We start from the raw sequence: 15,991 nt of genomic DNA, 5'->3' as shown, positions 1-15,991 counted from the left end.
AACCTCACCTAACATTAATTATTGTATTTTATTAATACAATACTGTATCAGCGTCAAAGCTCCAGGACATCCATGCCGGCTCCAGGTCCTTTGACTTAAGACAGGATTTTTTCTCAATCACAGTTTTTCATGAGGGTCACCATGTCCAGCGGAAATTTTATTCAATCGGCTAACGAGACCGCCATTGATTTCAAAAAAATCGTCGACACCCTGGAGTGCCCCATCTACATCACTGACTCAAGCGGCGTCACGGAATATATCAACCAGGCTTACCTACGTGAAAATCCCATCATAGACGCTGAGGCGATCCTAGGCCGAACTATCGACGATATCATTAAAGAAGGAAAATATTTCAAACATGCGATTACCACAGAAGTGTTGAAACAAAAAAAAGAGGCAATGGCTTTTTTCGTCCATCATCTTTTGCCCGAAAAAATGGCTTTTGTGTCCGGCATGCCGGTGCTCGATGAAGAAAACGAGATTGAGCACGTGGTTTCCATTCTCTATGCAGAATCCTTTTTTCAAAAATTACATGCCAAATTTAATTATCCAATTTATTCCTTCGATTCTTATCATGATTTGCTGGGAAAAAAGCGTTTACCTGCCCCCCCGCCCGTTGACAATTTAATCGGTATCAGCAAGCCCATGGAAGAGCTGAAGCGGATCATGTTAAGAGTCGCAAGAACAGACGCGACTATTTTAATTCGTGGGGAATCCGGCACAGGTAAAGAAGTGGTTGCCGAGAATATCCAAAGATTGAGCTCACGAGCGGGCAGACCCTTTATCAAACTCAATTGTTCGGCGATACCGACCGCCCTTATAGAAGGAGAACTGTTTGGTTATGAAAAAGGGGCGTTCACCGGCGCCACGTCAAGCAGAGCCGGCTTTTTCGAGCAGGCGAACGGAGGAACAATATTCCTTGATGAGATTGGCGATTTGCCTTTTGAGGCCCAGGCAAAACTATTGCGCGTCTTGCAGCAAAAAGAGATCGTTCGTTTGGGCGGCACGAAGCCTATCGGCTTAAACATACGGATCATTGCCGCGACTAATTCAGATCTGGATAAAAAAATTGCTGAAAAGCAATTTCGTGCGGATCTCTTTTACCGACTTAGCCTTATTCCCATCCACCTTCCTCCCTTAAGGGAAAGAGCGTCTGACATTCCGATATTGATTGAATACTTTCTGCATAAATTTGATGCCGTTTATAACAGAATCATCAGATTCACACCACAAACATTGAAAACATTAGTTGATTACCCTTGGCCTGGAAATATCCGAGAATTGGAAAATATCATTGAATATTTGTACATTTGTTCCGAGGAAAACTTTATCACGGAAGAGATGATCTCGCCGCTGTTAAATAAAAACAATCACCTATCGTGCACCGATAGTATCGACGATGAGCTATTCGATTTTTGTGCAAAACAAATGCGGGATAACAAATCCCTGGCGGACATTATGTCGTCCGTCGAAAGGACCGTGCTGATGTTGGCAGTGGAAAAATATAAAACCACCTATCTTATTGCCGCCGCCCTGGGGGTTTCCCAACCCACAATCGTCAGGAAACTGCAATCCCTGGGCATCGGGCGCAGACGATCCAGCCATGATACGGAGCCGGTCTGCTATCAGGGATGATAGCGGTAAACATGCATTGCCGGCGCCAGGCCGCGCCGGCAATATCGCTGTCCGCCCCGGTCACAAACCCAGCAGTTTATCCAGCATCACGTTGACCTGAAGCCAGAATGTGTAGCCATCCTCCGATTTGACGTTGGTATAGGGATACTGGAAGTTGGTGTTGTTCCAGACACGAGAGCCGGTCATCGTCAAATTGACCTCCGGCGTCACCATAAAGGACGCATCAATGCTCAACTGCTGCTCGTTGCGCGGCACCGACCAGCCCGTTCCGCCCTGGGAATCGAACATATCCTGCAAGTAGCGGTGTTCTCCGTCCGTCAGCCTGCCCCAGCGGAACGTCAAACCATAACTGTCAAAGGGGCGGCTCTGCCAGGGTCCCGACCAGATAAGCCCGGCGTCGGCCAGCGTGGCTATCCCCGTGTAGGCATCCGATTGCAAGGTTTGCGACCAACTGCCGTGCAGGCTCACGGCGCTGGGCGCGGGATTGCGGAGATCGGCTCCGCCGTCACGCCGCCATAAGGCTTTTTTTGCCGTGAGATAGAAGCCGGAGACGTTTTTGTGGGTGAGCACCGCGGCGCTGCTGTCGTATACCTTTGAGGTGCCGTTCACCGTGGAGTAGGCGTCGTTGTATTGCAGATTGTTGTGAAACGCCAGCGCCTCCCAGTTGAAGGGATAGGGTTCCTGCTGCCAGCTAACTCGCCGCGCTACGTTGGCGACCCACAGGGTACTACCGGAATCGTAGTCGTCGTCCCATCGTTCCCAGCCGTTGGTGAACGGAAACGCCTGATAAGTGCGCCAGACGCCAATGTTAGACTCCAGCTCCGGCGTAAAGTGGTAGCTGGCATGTGCACCCCAGCCGGCATAAGGCGCGGGTGCAAAACCCGCCGTTTTATTAAGTACGGTATTGACGCAGGACGACTGTATATTACAGTTGGTGAAGCCGACAAACTGGCCGGGGTTGCTCTTGCCGACCTCAATGGACAGCCGGTCGTTGAACAGTTTCTGTTCATAGCCAAAACGCAGCAGGTGCGCCACCTTGGGGATATAGGGCGGCGGATCGCCGGCCAGCATGCCGCCGGCGTTATTGCCATATAAGGTATTACTGCTAAAGGGCACCCACAGCTGCATGAAGTGGACGGTGCCGCCGGGAATCAGCCCCATGCGGTCCAGATCGAAATCCGCGCCGGCGAAAAACATCGTATATGATTGCTGCTCATTGGTTGAGGTCCCCGCGCTGGGATTGCCCAACCAAAGCTGGGACGCCATGATATGCGGGGTGACGCCGTGCTCAGACAGCCATGCCCCCGCGTCGGACAACGGGCGGTCAGAAGATTCCGCGTCGCCGGCGGCAAGCGCTGTGTTGCTCGTCAGCACCATGCCGCACAGGATCGCGCCGGAACATAGCATTCTGGTAAATATATTATGATGTGTGATTTTCATTGTTCTATCCCATTGAGGTAATAGGACGGAAACGGCCGAGTTATCAGCGCGTTTTTATCCGACTCTGGTTATCATTTATAAGGTACGTCTTGCTAAAATCATTAGGTCAACATGCCCAGCCGATGTTACCGGCAGGCTGGATTATTTATTGTATTGCCGCATTTTTTATTTCTGCGTCCTTTGAATAAAAATATCGCCATCATTTTTATCCAATCGTAAAAAAATGAAGCAACATAAAAACAGCCCCAGGCTCATTAATAAAAATGACACATGGTAATTTTCTAACCCCCTTGCATTATCTGCGTAATTAACATAACGAAGCAACGCGAATGTTAACGTAACGCTTATTATGATTGAAAGTAATTGACTCAATATAAGCAGGCTATTGCCGTCGTTATAGGTTTCATCCGTCAACTCACTGAACGTCAAAGTATTCATGGTGGCATACAGCACAGAGGTAAAAATCCCCAGCACAAATATCAATACAACAATACTATCCAGCGAACCGTTCAAAGGCGAAAGGGTCAAGGCGTAAATCAATGTCGCGCTGGCCGTCGTCGCAATAAGCAATAAACACCGATAGCCGCACCACGCCAATGCCGGTCGCAACAGGAACCTGGCGCTCAGCGATCCTGCCGCCAGTGACAGCATAATGATACTGACCCCCGCCGGTGAATATTTGAATTCCAGTTGCAGCATCAGCGACAGCACCAAGGGTATCGACGCTAAAAAAATCCGTACGCAAATATTACTGGTGATGCCCACGGCAAAGGTTCTGTGCCTAAACAACGAAAGCGTAAATAAAGGCTCAAGTATTTTGTCCTGGTGATTTTTATAACTGTATAACAACACCATTGCCAGCAAAAAAAATGTTATTACCCATATGCTGGTAAAATATTGTTTACCGATACCCAATAAACCCAGCAAGATAAATAATAATGCCGGCACCACCAGCATAAATCCTATCGTATCGAAGCTTCCCCGCCCTTGTGACCTTATTTGTTCCGGCATATATTTTTTTGCCAGGATAAAACAAATCAGGCACAAGGGTATATTGATCAGGAAAATCATTCGCCAGGAGAAGGCGGTGATCAGGAGCCCGCTTAACGGCGGCCCCAGCAGCGTGCCCCCCAGTCCCAATAAAGTGATTTTATTCAAGGCGGATAGCTTTTCCGCCGGCAAGGTTGTTTTCAAAATGACAACCCGCATCACCGGCAGCATTAACGCCCCCCCGATGCCCTGTAAAAAGCGCGCCAGAATAAGACCGGTTAACGTATTAGCCGAGGCGCACAAAAAAGACCCCAAAGTAAACAGGCCCAACGATAATAGATAGATTCGCCGATAGCCATAGGTATCCGCCAGCCATCCGCACACCGGCGTCAATATCATCACCGTCAGCATATAAGAAACAACCACTATCCCCATGCCCAGAGAGGACTGGTGTAATGCCTCCGCTATGGAAGGGATAGCCAGATATAGCATGGTGGTATCCAGTGATTGCATGAAAAATGTTAATGATGCAATGCTCAGAAGCCAGGTTGAGTTATTCATCTATGCCATTACCATCTGTCCCGCATACAATATAAACATGCGGAGTATGAACACGCTGCAAAGTCCGATAGCGGACATCGTCACCAGGTAGGCCTTATTGAATTTGATACGTTCGCTGCACAACAATTTTAGGGCGATGGGTAATAAGATCCCCAGCCCCATAACACCCAGCCAAAAAACGGCGCCCCAAAATCCCCTTAACGCGGTGGCGGCCGCCACTTCCTTCTGCCCGCCGCCAAAGATCAGGCCAATAAAAAAAACCGCCAGCAGACCGAACTCCATAATGATAAGCGGCAGTTCCAGTTTATGAATAAAGGCCAGTGACGGTGAATGGACCGATTGTTTATAAAACATCAGGCCGCATAAAATCGCCATGGCAACGGCCGACGTCAGGCCGGAGGCCAGAAAAAGCAAAGGCAATACCGGATTGTTCAGTAACGGGTAGGATTTTAAGGCCAACAGGAGAAAGCCGGTATAGACGCCTAACAGGACGGCCAAAAAGATCATAATGATATCCAGCCCGCGTTCCCCTTTGGCGATGAGGCGCACCAGCCGGCTTACCCAGGCTAGATTGATGATATCGCTGATCTTTGCCTGATAAATGGCGATTATCCACAATATCAACACCGCCATATAAATCTGAAACAGCATCACCCCCAGAGACATAATCGAATGGGGATTATAAAACACCATCAAATACCAAAAGGTCCATGAGCGCGCCAAATGGAAAATAAGGATCACCAGCCCCAAAATGACCGTCAACGGCGCGATAATGGTCGTCGCTTTGATAACGCCATCGTCGGCGGCATTCGCCACGAGGATATATCTTTTAAGCAAAACGGCTATTATCACCATGCCGGATGAAATACCTATCAATAACAGGTAAACCGCTATCGGCCAATCCCAGACCAGGGTATCGAAATGAAAGGCAGTGTTCATCCTCGTATCTCTCCGAATTTACCGGCAATATGATAAAGCTTGGGGGAAGTGCCTAAATACAGCTTGTTTCGGTATACGGTTTTGCTGGCGATAAGTTTGGCGATATCACTGTCGGGATCGTCCAGATTACCGAAGGTCAACGCTTTCACCGGGCAAATCGCCACGCAGGCGGGCGGCTTGCCGGCGGCCAGATTGGTATCCCGGCAGAAATTGCATTTATCAGCCGTTTTCGATAGCGGATGGATAAAACGCACATGATAGGGACAGGCGGCCAGGCAGTACCGGCACCCGACACAGCGATCGTGGTGGACATCCACAATGCCCGTTTTGGGATCCTTGTAGGACGCGCCGGTGGGACAGACCGCCACGCACGGCGGGTTATCGCAATGCTGGCAGGATTTACGCACAAACTGCCGCGAGTTCTTGTTCAGCTCCCGGTATGTTCCGTTATCCAGGATATCCAGCCGCGTGACCTCCGCCGGAACCTTGTTCACTCTGTGGCAAGCCAGAATACAGGCACGACAGCCGATGCATTTTGTTTCATCATGCACCATGCCGTAGCGGATATTACCAATGACGAGAGTTTGCGGATTAATGACCTCCGCCAGAATACGGTTAATAGGATTGGCCGCCAATGCGGCCCCGCCTATTCCCATAATAAACCCGCGACGCGAAACGCCCATACCAACCCCTTTAATAGAAATAACGCGGGAGCAATACGATATCTTTTCACCGCAATCCTGCGGCAAACGATATTGCTGCCAATTTCAATAATAAATTTTTCAATAAAACAACGTTATATTTAATAACTGGCCGGGGCCGGGGAAATCAGCCATTCCCCGTTTTATTCCCTATTGCACTAAGCGCGCCCAAAAGCACCCCGGCTTATTATTAATGCGCCATAGCGACGGCTTTAGCCGCGTTTTCTCCGGCAATACGACCTGAGTTCAGGGCAAAGCCGTTGGCTAAGCCTTCATAGGGGGGATAGCCCGGACCACTGTAAAAACCTGCGGCAACATTCCCCACCGCATATAATCCCGGAATGGGTTTGGCGTTGATATCGGTGACCTGTAATTTGGCGTTCACCCTCACCCCGCCGATACTGCTTAAACTGACCACCTGGGTTTCGAACGCATAAAAGGGACCGGATTTCACCGGATAAACCAGATATTCGGGCTTTTTGCCAAAATCCGGGTCTGCTTTGGCTTTGATCAAATCATTATAATGTGAAACGGTTTTTTCCAATTGCCCGGCTTCCACATCCATGTTTTTCGCCAATTCTTCGATAGTCTGGCCTTTGAAGATATTTTTACTTTTACCGCCGTCAACCGCGGCATCCGCCAGCGCCACAAAATCCCCGCCCTTGGGTGGATTGGCCGGTCCCGCGCCGGATAAAGCGAAGGGGAATGATTTCTTGGTATAGGCATTCAGCGTCTGGCTATCGAGGACTATGTAATATTTACCGCCCACCGAATACGACACGTTGGCCCAATAGGCCGTATCGTAGACCAGGCCTTCATCGCCAAAGCGCTGACCATTGGCGTCCACCCATAATAGCGGTGATTTCAAGAGCCAGATAAGCGGACTGTCGTTTTCGGCATTTCCTTTATCCGCCGTGGCGGATGAGGTAATACCCACCAATTTGCAGGCATGAATTAATGCGGAATGCAGGTTCCATTGCGCTCCGCCCGCCGCCCAGGCCATCCTGGTGCCTTCACCCTGATTCGGCCAGGCCAATACGTGAATATTCGGCGTATTCATGACTTCCCGCACCATTTTTTCATTACCGCCGAATCCGCCGCTGGCAATAATAACCGCTTTGGCATGAACGATTAACTTGCCGCCGTCCGCTTTCTTGGCAATGAGGCCGGTAACCTGGCCGTCCTTTTCCTGAATCAGCGACGTCGCGGCGGTATTCTTCAGCAATTCCCCGCCGGCCTTCAGGAAACTGTCGTACAGACTTTTATATGCGGCGTTGGTATCGAGATAGTGATGATATATATCCGACTTAATGGGATCATCCCGATGGGCCTGCTGTTCCTGATTGGTATCTTTAGCCGCCGACTTGATATCAAACTTGACGCCGTGCTTTGCCATCCAATCGGCCGTTGAACCGGATTTATTCACAATGGCTTCGGTGAGGGGGCCATCGGATAGATAGTGGTTGTATTCCAATAGCCTGTGCGTCAGCTCCGAGGCGGTATACTTCATGCCTTCGGATTTTTGCAGCGAAGATTCCACGGCAAAAAAGCCGCTGGCCATATTGCCGCTGCCGCCCACTACCGCTGATTTTTCCACCACCAACACCTTGGCGCCTTTTTCCTCCGCGGCCAGCGCGGCGGCGGTGCCGGAAGTCCCGCCCCCCATCACCACGACATCCACCGTTTTCTCTTCATCGGCGACCGGAGCGGCGGTTCTAGCCGATACGCTGGTATATTTGCCGATATCCGCGCCGGCCTTTAGCAAGGCGGCCTTGGCGGCTTGCTTTACGGCATCGCTGGTTTCGGTGGCGCCGGTCATGCCGTCTACGTCCAGGCTTTGATGATCAACGATGGCCTTGGCGACCTGGGGTCCGGCTACGCCCCCCAATTCAGGCGTTTCTCCGGACGCATCGGCGACGACATTTTTAATCGTTCCCGCTTGATCAATGGAAACCGTGACCTTGACATCGCTTTCCAGGCCTCTGGCCGACGCCGTATAATCGCCGGCGGTAACGGCCGCATTGGCAAAAAAAACCTCGGAGCAGCCCAGAATGAGCGCAACAAAAGCCGGTAATCTTTTTTTCACATAATCGTTTTTCATAGAATATCGATCCGCTTATATATGTTTTATTTACCAACGATATTGAGCAAAGTTGGTGCCAATATTAATCCGCATCCGATTTTATCGGCTACATAAGGTAAAATAATTGCAATTAGTTCTATTTCACGCCATTTCCAACTTCACCGCGCCTATTATGCTAGGTCGGGCGTCTATCCCGGATATAAAAAGACTCGTCAAGATCCGGATATAACACTGGCCCGCAAAAATAATAACCCTGTATTTTTGAATTAATAATGCATTTATGAATTAAAGCCTGCCCATTTGCCTGGCAATATTCCCTCTATCATTATTTTTTAAAAGCCAAAACCTTTCCCTTTAACGGCAAGTCTGCAGTCAAAGGCGTTCCACCACCACCGCCACGCCTAATCCCCCGCCGACACACAGGGTCGCCAGACCGAAGGTTTTGTCCCGGGCCGCCAGGGCATAGAGCAGCGTTACCAGGATCCTGGCGCCGGACGCGCCGATAGGATGGCCCAGGGCAATGGCGCCGCCATTGACGTTGGTCTTCTCCTCGTCCAGCCCCAGCTCATGGCCCACCGCGGCGAACTGCGCGGCAAAGGCTTCATTGGCCTCGATCAGATCAATATCACCCATGCCCAGGCCGGCTTTCTTCAGCGCCGCGCGTACCGCCGGCACCGGCCCGATGCCCATAAAAGCCGGATCGACGCCGCAGGTGGCATAGCCCCGGATCCGCGCCAAGGGCCGGATATCCAGCGATCGAGCACGGGCTTCGCTCATGACCACCAGCGCGGCCGCGCCGTCATTGATGCCGGAAGCATTACCCGCCGTGACGCTGCCACCCGGCGTAAAGGCCGGACGCAGTCCGGCCAGGCCCTCGGCGCTGACATCCCCGCGGGGATGTTCATCCGTATCGAAAATGATGTCGCCTTTTTTGCCGTGCAGGATAACCGGCAGGATTTCATGGCGAAACGCGCCATTGCCAATGGCCGCCACCGCCCGCTGCTGCGAGCGCAAGGCAATGCTGTCCTGTTCAAGCCGGCTGATGCAATAACGGGCGGCGACATTTTCGGCAGTGATTCCCATATGGTATTGATTAATACTGCAAAATAGTCCGTCATGCACCATGCTGTCGGTAACCGTCCCTTCCCCCATCCGGTATCCCCAGCGGGCTTTATCCAGCAGATAGGGCGCCGCCGACATATTTTCCATCCCCCCCGCCAGAACAATCTGCGCATCGCCCGCAGCGATAACCTGCGACGCCAGGATCACGCTTTTCAAGCCGGATCCGCAGACAACGTTCAGCGTGGTCGCCGGGGTCTTTTCATCGATGCCGGCATGCAACATAGCCTGGCGGGCCGGGTTTTGGCCCAATCCCGCCTGCAGGACATTGCCGAGGAAAACCTCGTCGATCATACCGGGCTCGATACCGGCACGCCTGATACTCTCACGCGCTACCAGCGCCCCTAGCCGGGGAGCCGCCAGCGAAGCCAGACCGCCGCCAAAGCTGCCGATTGCGGTACGTACGGCGCTGGCAATAACAATTTCCATCATAGCGACCTCTTGATGAATAGCATTTCATTGCTCCCGGGAAACATGACTGGTAAACGACAGAGTTTCCACGGGCGTCACATCGGTTTGCCAAATCAAAATCAGCGTCACGGCGCCTACCGCCACCAGCAGGAAATAGGCTCCGGCATATCCCCCCAAGTAGGTCAACCCCACCGCCAGAATGGAAAAAGCGAAACAGCGCACAATGGACTGGATCGGCGCGATAATGCCGATAGCCCGGATATAGGTTCTGCGCGGAAATTTAGTGGCTATCAGCGCGGTGCTTAAATTAGTGGCGCCCGCCAGGCTAAAGCCGATCATCAGCAGGGAAATCCACAAGGTCAGCGCGTTGTACTGGAAGATGTTGATAACCACCGACACCATCCACCACAGGGTGTAAATCATGATGGCCGCTTTGATCCCCACCTTTTGGTTCAGCCAGCCCCAGCCATAGGCGCCCAAGGTACCGAACAGCGCAGAGAGGGTCATATAGAAGATGGCTGTGCTCAGTGCAAAGCCCATGCCCATCAACCGGGGCACTATCTGGCTCACCACCCCCACCAGCATGATATAGATACCGCCGGTGGCGATGCCCATAAACCAGACATCCTTCATGCGCAGCAATTGGCCGGTGGTAACCGGACAGATATAGTCTTTATGCTCGCGGACCCGTTCGGCCAGTTCCTCGGCGGTAATGGGCGCATTGTCCGGCGCACAGCCGATATCTTCCGGTTTGTTGGCGGCGAATAGCGCCACCAACAGCGCGGTGGCGAACATCAGCAGCGACACGCCCCAAAATCCATTGTGAACGCCGAACCACGAGAAGAAACCGGCCAGCACCGGCACGAAGAAGGCGCTGGAAAAGGTCTGTCCCATGGTGCACCAGCCCAGCGCCAGGCCCTGTTTACGGATAAACCAATTGGCGATAAGGGCGGTGCCGCCCATATAGGCGAAGCCGGTACCGAAAAAGCAGACCCCGGCAAACAATACGGTGAATCCGGTTAGCGTCCCCCAGTAACCCAGCAGGCCAAAACACAGCCCGCAGGCGACAAGGCAAAAAACGATATTGAATTTGGGACCCTTCTTTTCACACAATCTGGCGCACAGGGGACCCGCCAGGATTGAAGCCCAGGAGGCGGGGGTCGCCAGCGCCAGCAGCGCGTTGTAATCCAGCTGAAAGGTTTTGGACAAGGCGGGCAGGATCACATTCAGACCGTGGGTGACGGCACCGGCGGCAAGCCAGAACATCAGGGCCTGAAAAAAAATAATGGTCCATCCATGGGGCCCGAAACTGCTTTTGGTGGCGGAAAGATGATCGTCTCTACCGGTGCCGCGTTCGATGGCCTTTGGTGGCAGCGCCAGATATTTTTCTTGACCAGTCATAATGGTAAGCTCGTTGTACGCAGTCGGGCCACGCCCGGAGATGCGTAATGGGTTTATCGGGATGGTCCGCAGGTTTTCCAACATTTCGGCATAGGTTTGTCGCTATCCCCCGCGCCGCAAGCCAGCGCTGGTTTACCGAAAGCGTCTTTCGCCATGAGATCCTCCTGGCATCATATTTCCATGATTTTCAAGGAATCTGACACAATCAGCTTCGGTTCCACCTGGCGCTGGATGTCCTTCGGGGTCAAGCCTTCCAGCAGTTCCACCAGCACCAGTCCGTCCGCGGTCACGTCAATTACGCACTGTTCCGTGACGATATGGTCGACACAGTGTTTGCCTGTCAGGGGATAACTGCAGGCGTTGACGATTTTCCGCGCGCCGTCTCTGGCGCACAGCTCCATGGTGATAATCACCTGCCGGGCGCCGTTCACCAGATCCATCGCCCCGCCCATGCCGAAAACCCGGCCGGGCTGCGCCCAATTGGCCAGATCGCCGTTTTGCGCCACCTGCAGGGCGCCCAGCACCGAGGCCGCCAGTTTGCCGGAGCGGACCAGCCCGAAGGATTCCGCGCTGTCGAATGCGCAGGCGCCGGGCACCGGCACAAAACGCATGCCGGTGGCATTGCAGAACCCTTCCACCGCCAGCAGTCCCGACGTCAGCGGACCCATGCCCACCAGACCGTTTTCGGTATGGAACATCACGCCGGGGGCGGCATAGTCGCCGCACAGGCTGGGAATGCCGATGCCCAGATTGACCACATCGCCGGCGGAAAAATACCCGGCGGCGCGTTTTGCTATCCTTAGACGGGCATTCATTTGTTTTCTCCTTGGGTTGTCAGGATCTTGTCCACATACACGCCGGGGGTAACGATGCGATCCACGCCGTACTCATCCACATCCACCAGCATGTCCGCGTCTACCAGGGTCATCTGCGCCGCCTTGGCCACCAGGGGATTAAAGTTACGCATGGTGCCGCGATAGGTCAGGTTTCCCAGCGGATCGGCGGTGCGGGCGCGCACCAGGGCGATATCCGCCCGCAGCGCGGTTTCCAGCAAAAACACTTCACCGTTCACGACCACCCGGTGTTTCCCCTCCTCCACCATGGTGCCCAGGCCGGTTTTGGTGAGAATGCCGCCCAATCCCGCGCCGCCGCAGCGGATGCGCTCCGCCAGGCTGCCCTGGGGCACCAGCTCCAGTTGGATTTTGCCGGTCTCCACCAGCGCCACGGTTTCGGTATTGCGGCCGATATGCGAGGCGATGAGCTTATCCACCAAACCATGATGAATCAGACGGCCGATGGTGAGATCGGCGTCGCCGGAATCATTGGAAATCAGCGTAAAGTGCCTGGCGCCGCTGTCGATCACGCATTGGATAAGGTGATTGGGCACACCGCAATTGGCGAACCCTCCGCAAATCAGCGTCTGGCCGTCTTCAAACAAGCCGGTGATTTCATCGGCGAAAGCAAATTTTCCCGGCATGATCAGCTCCTCGTCAGCAATACCGCCACGCCCTGGCCGCCACCGACACAGAAGGTGATTACGGCGTTGTTCAGGTTGCGGCGTTTCATTTCATACAGGGTTTTCGCGGTCAGGATCGCCCCGGTGCCCGCCAGGGGATGCCCCAAGGCAATGGCGCCGCCGTTGGGATTGACCCGCGCGGGATCCATGCCGATTTCCCGGATACAAGCAATGGATTGGGCGGCGAAAGCCTCGTTCAACTCCCATAAATCAATATCGCCCACCGCCAGACCCGTCTGCTTCAAAAGCTTGGCGGTAGCGGGAACCGGCCCCAGCCCCATCAGGTTGGGATCCACTCCCGCCGCCGCATAACCGCGAAAGACCCCCAGGATCCGGCGGCCGCTTTTCTCCGCCAGCGAACGCTCCATCAGCACCATAGCCCCGGCACCGTCGCTCATGGGGGAGCTGTTGCCGGCGGTCACCACGCCGTCCGCTCTGAAACTGGGCCGCAGGGAAGCCAGGGCTTCCAGGGAACAATCGGAGCGCAGCGGCTCATCGCGGGATACCGTGGTTAACCGGCCTTTTTTATCGGTTACGGGCACCGGTACGATCTGCTCGTCAAACCGGCCCGTCTGCCAGGCGGCGCTGGCCAACCGGTGGCTGCGCAGCGCGAACTCGTCAAGCTGGCGGCGGGTCAAACCATACTTGGCGGCCACATTTTCGGCGGTGATGCCCATGGGCGGATTGCCCAGGCTGTCCGGCGAGGTATGGATATCCACAAACCGCGGCGGTTGTACCGAATAAGCGCTATCGGTTTTTTCCAGCGACCAGGTACGGCGGGAATCGCTTTCCACCCCGCCGGCGATAATCACCTCGGCAAAACCGGCCATGATCTGGATGGCGCCATAGGCCAGCGCGTTCAGCGACGCGGCGCACTGGCGATCGAGGGTAATTCCCGGCACGGAAACCGGCAGCCCGGCTTCCAGCGCCACCATCCGCCCCATGTTATTGATTTCGCTATTCATCAGGTTGGCAAATATGACATCATCAATGCTTTCCGGCTCGATGTTTGCCCGCTTCACCGCTTCTTTGACGGTAAGGGCGCCCAAAATATGCGCCGGTACCGGCGCCAGCGCGCCGCGGCATTTGCCCACCGGGGTACGGACCGCGGATACTATGACTGCTTCTCTCATAACAACCTTCTTTTGCATGCCTGCGAGCCCCTCAGGAGGGGTCCGGCGATGGCCTTGATCATAACGGCCGGAGCCCCAGCAGTTTCCTTGCCCGTTCCGGTGTAGCCACCTCTTTGCCGAACAGTCGGATCGCCTGTGCGGCGCGTTCCACCAACTGCGTATTGGACGCTTTTACGCCCTTGCTGAAATAGACGTTGTCTTCCAGACCCACGCGGACATGTCCGCCCAATGCTATGGCGGCGTACAGCATGGGCATATGGGCTTTACCGACGCCGAACGCCGACCAGGTGGCGTCGGGGGGAATATGCCCGCAGAGATAAAGCAGGTTCTCCACCGTGGCGGACATTCCCCCCGGCACGCCCAGGCAGAATTGGTAATGCAGCGGCCTGGACAGCTTGCCCTGCTGGACAAAATAGTCGGCGATGCCCAGCATGCCGGCATCGAAAATTTCCACTTCCGGTTTGATGCCCCGGCCGGTGAGCACCTCCCCCAGCGCACCTAAAAACTGCGGGGAATTGATAAATACGCCGCCGGGCATCCAGTTAAAGGAGCCCGCGTCCCAGGAAGCCATTTCGATTCCGTTCAGGTTGGCCACATGTTCCTGCCGCTGCTTATCGCTGGCCCGATGGTCGCCGGACGTGGTGCAGTTGATAATCACATCGCAGTCATGGCGGTCGCGCAGCAGACGGATGGTTTCGGCGAATTTATTGCTGTCCATCGTCCCCAGGCCCCCGTCGTCGCGCATATGGAGATGAACGATGGCGGCGCCCCGCTGCCAGCAGCGGTAAGCATCGGCGGCGATCTCTTCCGGTGTCAGCGGGATGTTTTCATTGATGTCTTTTGGTGTCACCGCGCCGGTCAATGCGGCGGAAATGATGACGTCGTTGCCAATATTCATGAACCTGTCCCGTTTACGAGTTGTATGAATTTTCTGCCGGTAAAAGGCGGCCCGGATGCACCGGCATCCGGGGCGCTACGCCCCGTTCCGGCCGATGACGGCCCAGTTACTTGATCTCATCTTCTTCCTGGCCGCCGTTGACACGCGGCCGGATAACCTTGCCTTTCTTCTCCGCCGCCTTGACCAGTTCGGCTTCTTCGTGCGCCCAATGCCAGTAATTGACTTCGTGGGGACTGTGCTCGGTAGCGGTCACGAACATTTCGGTGGAGAAGGCATTGCGAAGCTCATTGGCGATATCTTCCTTCCAGGCCTTCCGCAGTTGCTGGGTGGTGATGCGGCGGGTGACACGGGTACCGGTCCGCATGATGAGCTCGGCTATTTCCCTTGCTCTGGCATAGCAGGATTCCGTATCGGGGCAGATTTCGTTGACCATACCAAGGGCAAGGGCCTTGCGGGCGGTGATGATCTCGCCGGTCAGTTCCGCATAGGCATACCGCTTGCGGCCCATCAGCTCCCGCCAGGCAATGCCGATGCCGTCGCCGGGGACCATGTTGACCCGGAAGTGCATATCCGTGGTCCACGCATCTTCGGTACAAAGGGTAAGGTCGCTGAAAAGCACCAGATCGGTGTGGAAAGCGGCGCCGTTCCATACGCCGATAGTGGGCACTTCCACATCGAACACCTGGCCTTCGATGTCATTGGTGCCGTCATAATATTGATATTCATACATCTTCCAGGCTTCTTCCGGCGCGGAGTTAAACTCGGTTGCGGGGCCCCAATTGCCCTTATCGTCAAGCCGGCCGATACCCTTCATAAAGTCCTTTCCCGTCCCGCCGAGGATGATGATCTCGTTGTCCGGATCCCTGCCGGCCCAGTCGAAAAAGTAATGAAGAGCCTGGTGCGCGGGCGCGCCCCACTGCAGGCTGTCGCCGTTGGTATGCAGCCGGGCTTCAAGAATTCCGTTTTCCCGTTTCATGGTGAAGCAGTGTTTTAATTTTTCCGAATACTCCTCAAAACGCATATGGGGAATAGTGCCCAATTCCTTATGGGACATTTCTTTGCGTTTTCCGGCATCGGATTCATAATTGGCTTTAATCGCCATGGTTTACTCCTTTATGGCTTAACGAGAATTTATTAAAAGCAATCCAGGTTTAAGTGGTGTGA

General features: G+C 54.1%; 13 protein-coding genes. 1 reads left to right on the top strand and 12 read right to left on the bottom strand.

Annotation, left to right across the window (positions count from 1 at the left end; genetic code table 11):
* The first annotated feature begins 141 nt into the window (after positions 1-141).
* Positions 142-1,635, top strand: coding sequence for a sigma-54 interaction domain-containing protein (locus tag ACL2XO_RS11480; RefSeq protein ID WP_413742743.1), 1,494 nt, complete (start codon positions 142-144; stop codon positions 1,633-1,635).
* Positions 1,636-1,695: 60 nt separating this feature from the next.
* Here ACL2XO_RS11480 and ACL2XO_RS11475 read toward each other — a convergent pair whose 3' ends face one another.
* The 12 genes from ACL2XO_RS11475 to ACL2XO_RS11420 all read right to left on the bottom strand — a co-directional run bounded on the left by ACL2XO_RS11475 (position 1,696) and on the right by ACL2XO_RS11420 (position 15,929).
* Positions 1,696-3,075: a carbohydrate porin gene (locus ACL2XO_RS11475; protein ID WP_413742742.1), complete on the bottom strand. Its 1,380-nt coding sequence runs from the start codon at positions 3,073-3,075 to the stop codon at positions 1,696-1,698.
* A 165-nt stretch (positions 3,076-3,240) separates the two neighbouring features.
* Positions 3,241-4,626, bottom strand: a complete 1,386-nt coding sequence (locus tag ACL2XO_RS11470; RefSeq protein WP_413742741.1) for an MFS transporter — start codon at positions 4,624-4,626, stop codon at positions 3,241-3,243.
* Positions 4,627-5,565: a cytochrome c nitrite reductase subunit NrfD gene (gene nrfD, locus ACL2XO_RS11465; RefSeq protein ID WP_413723985.1), complete on the bottom strand. Its 939-nt coding sequence runs from the start codon at positions 5,563-5,565 to the stop codon at positions 4,627-4,629.
* The gene (locus ACL2XO_RS11460; RefSeq protein WP_203521981.1) at positions 5,562-6,248 is read right to left on the bottom strand and encodes a 4Fe-4S dicluster domain-containing protein; all 687 of its coding nucleotides are present in this window, start codon (positions 6,246-6,248) and stop codon (positions 5,562-5,564) included. Before ACL2XO_RS11460 ends, nrfD begins: the two co-directional genes overlap by 4 nt.
* 208 nt (positions 6,249-6,456) lie before the next feature.
* Positions 6,457-8,367 carry an FAD-dependent oxidoreductase gene (locus ACL2XO_RS11455; protein WP_413742740.1) on the bottom strand — a complete coding sequence of 637 codons (1,911 nt, stop codon included), beginning with the start codon at positions 8,365-8,367 and terminating at the stop codon, positions 6,457-6,459.
* Between the two features lie 354 nt (positions 8,368-8,721).
* Positions 8,722-9,900, bottom strand: a complete 1,179-nt coding sequence (locus ACL2XO_RS11450; protein WP_413723983.1) for an acetyl-CoA C-acetyltransferase — start codon at positions 9,898-9,900, stop codon at positions 8,722-8,724.
* A 24-nt stretch (positions 9,901-9,924) separates the two neighbouring features.
* Positions 9,925-11,280, bottom strand: a complete 1,356-nt coding sequence (locus tag ACL2XO_RS11445; protein WP_413742739.1) for an MFS transporter — start codon at positions 11,278-11,280, stop codon at positions 9,925-9,927.
* Between the two features lie 170 nt (positions 11,281-11,450).
* Positions 11,451-12,095 carry a CoA-transferase gene (locus ACL2XO_RS11440; RefSeq protein WP_132922286.1) on the bottom strand — a complete coding sequence of 215 codons (645 nt, stop codon included), beginning with the start codon at positions 12,093-12,095 and terminating at the stop codon, positions 11,451-11,453.
* The gene (locus ACL2XO_RS11435) at positions 12,092-12,757 is read right to left on the bottom strand and encodes a CoA transferase subunit A (RefSeq protein ID WP_413742738.1); all 666 of its coding nucleotides are present in this window, start codon (positions 12,755-12,757) and stop codon (positions 12,092-12,094) included. Before ACL2XO_RS11435 ends, ACL2XO_RS11440 begins: the two co-directional genes overlap by 4 nt.
* 2 nt (positions 12,758-12,759) lie before the next feature.
* The gene (locus ACL2XO_RS11430; protein ID WP_413742737.1) at positions 12,760-13,929 is read right to left on the bottom strand and encodes a thiolase family protein; all 1,170 of its coding nucleotides are present in this window, start codon (positions 13,927-13,929) and stop codon (positions 12,760-12,762) included.
* A 58-nt stretch (positions 13,930-13,987) separates the two neighbouring features.
* The gene (locus ACL2XO_RS11425; RefSeq protein ID WP_413742736.1) at positions 13,988-14,827 is read right to left on the bottom strand and encodes a 3-keto-5-aminohexanoate cleavage protein; all 840 of its coding nucleotides are present in this window, start codon (positions 14,825-14,827) and stop codon (positions 13,988-13,990) included.
* A gap of 106 nt (positions 14,828-14,933) precedes the next feature.
* Positions 14,934-15,929, bottom strand: a complete 996-nt coding sequence (locus ACL2XO_RS11420) for an enoyl-CoA hydratase/isomerase family protein (RefSeq protein ID WP_132922290.1) — start codon at positions 15,927-15,929, stop codon at positions 14,934-14,936.
* Between the last annotated feature and the right edge of the window lie 62 nt (positions 15,930-15,991).

The organism is Sodalis sp. RH15, from assembly GCF_047324255.1.
GTDB classification, from domain to species: Bacteria; Pseudomonadota; Gammaproteobacteria; order Enterobacterales; family Enterobacteriaceae; genus Acerihabitans; species Acerihabitans ligni.
Note: the sequence above shows the minus strand (reverse complement) of the source record. Positions and strands in the feature narration are given on the sequence as shown.

Excerpts from the sequence above, each read along its gene's own strand:
- ACL2XO_RS11475 (WP_413742742.1), bottom strand. The coding sequence starts at position 3,075 with ATGAAAATCACACATCATAATATATTTACCAGAATGCTATGTTCCGGC.
- ACL2XO_RS11420 (WP_132922290.1), bottom strand. The coding sequence starts at position 15,929 with ATGGCGATTAAAGCCAATTATGAATCCGATGCCGGAAAACGCAAAGAA.
- ACL2XO_RS11470 (WP_413742741.1), bottom strand. The coding sequence starts at position 4,626 with ATGAATAACTCAACCTGGCTTCTGAGCATTGCATCATTAACATTTTTC.
- ACL2XO_RS11435 (WP_413742738.1), bottom strand. The coding sequence starts at position 12,757 with ATGCCGGGAAAATTTGCTTTCGCCGATGAAATCACCGGCTTGTTTGAA.
- ACL2XO_RS11440 (WP_132922286.1), bottom strand. The coding sequence starts at position 12,095 with ATGAATGCCCGTCTAAGGATAGCAAAACGCGCCGCCGGGTATTTTTCC.
- ACL2XO_RS11430 (WP_413742737.1), bottom strand. The coding sequence starts at position 13,929 with ATGAGAGAAGCAGTCATAGTATCCGCGGTCCGTACCCCGGTGGGCAAA.
- ACL2XO_RS11450 (WP_413723983.1), bottom strand. The coding sequence starts at position 9,900 with ATGATGGAAATTGTTATTGCCAGCGCCGTACGTACCGCAATCGGCAGC.
- ACL2XO_RS11425 (WP_413742736.1), bottom strand. The coding sequence starts at position 14,827 with ATGAATATTGGCAACGACGTCATCATTTCCGCCGCATTGACCGGCGCG.
- ACL2XO_RS11480 (WP_413742743.1), top strand. The coding sequence starts at position 142 with ATGTCCAGCGGAAATTTTATTCAATCGGCTAACGAGACCGCCATTGAT.
- ACL2XO_RS11445 (WP_413742739.1), bottom strand. The coding sequence starts at position 11,280 with ATGACTGGTCAAGAAAAATATCTGGCGCTGCCACCAAAGGCCATCGAA.
- nrfD (WP_413723985.1), bottom strand. The coding sequence starts at position 5,565 with ATGAACACTGCCTTTCATTTCGATACCCTGGTCTGGGATTGGCCGATA.
- ACL2XO_RS11460 (WP_203521981.1), bottom strand. The coding sequence starts at position 6,248 with ATGGGCGTTTCGCGTCGCGGGTTTATTATGGGAATAGGCGGGGCCGCA.
- ACL2XO_RS11455 (WP_413742740.1), bottom strand. The coding sequence starts at position 8,367 with ATGAAAAACGATTATGTGAAAAAAAGATTACCGGCTTTTGTTGCGCTC.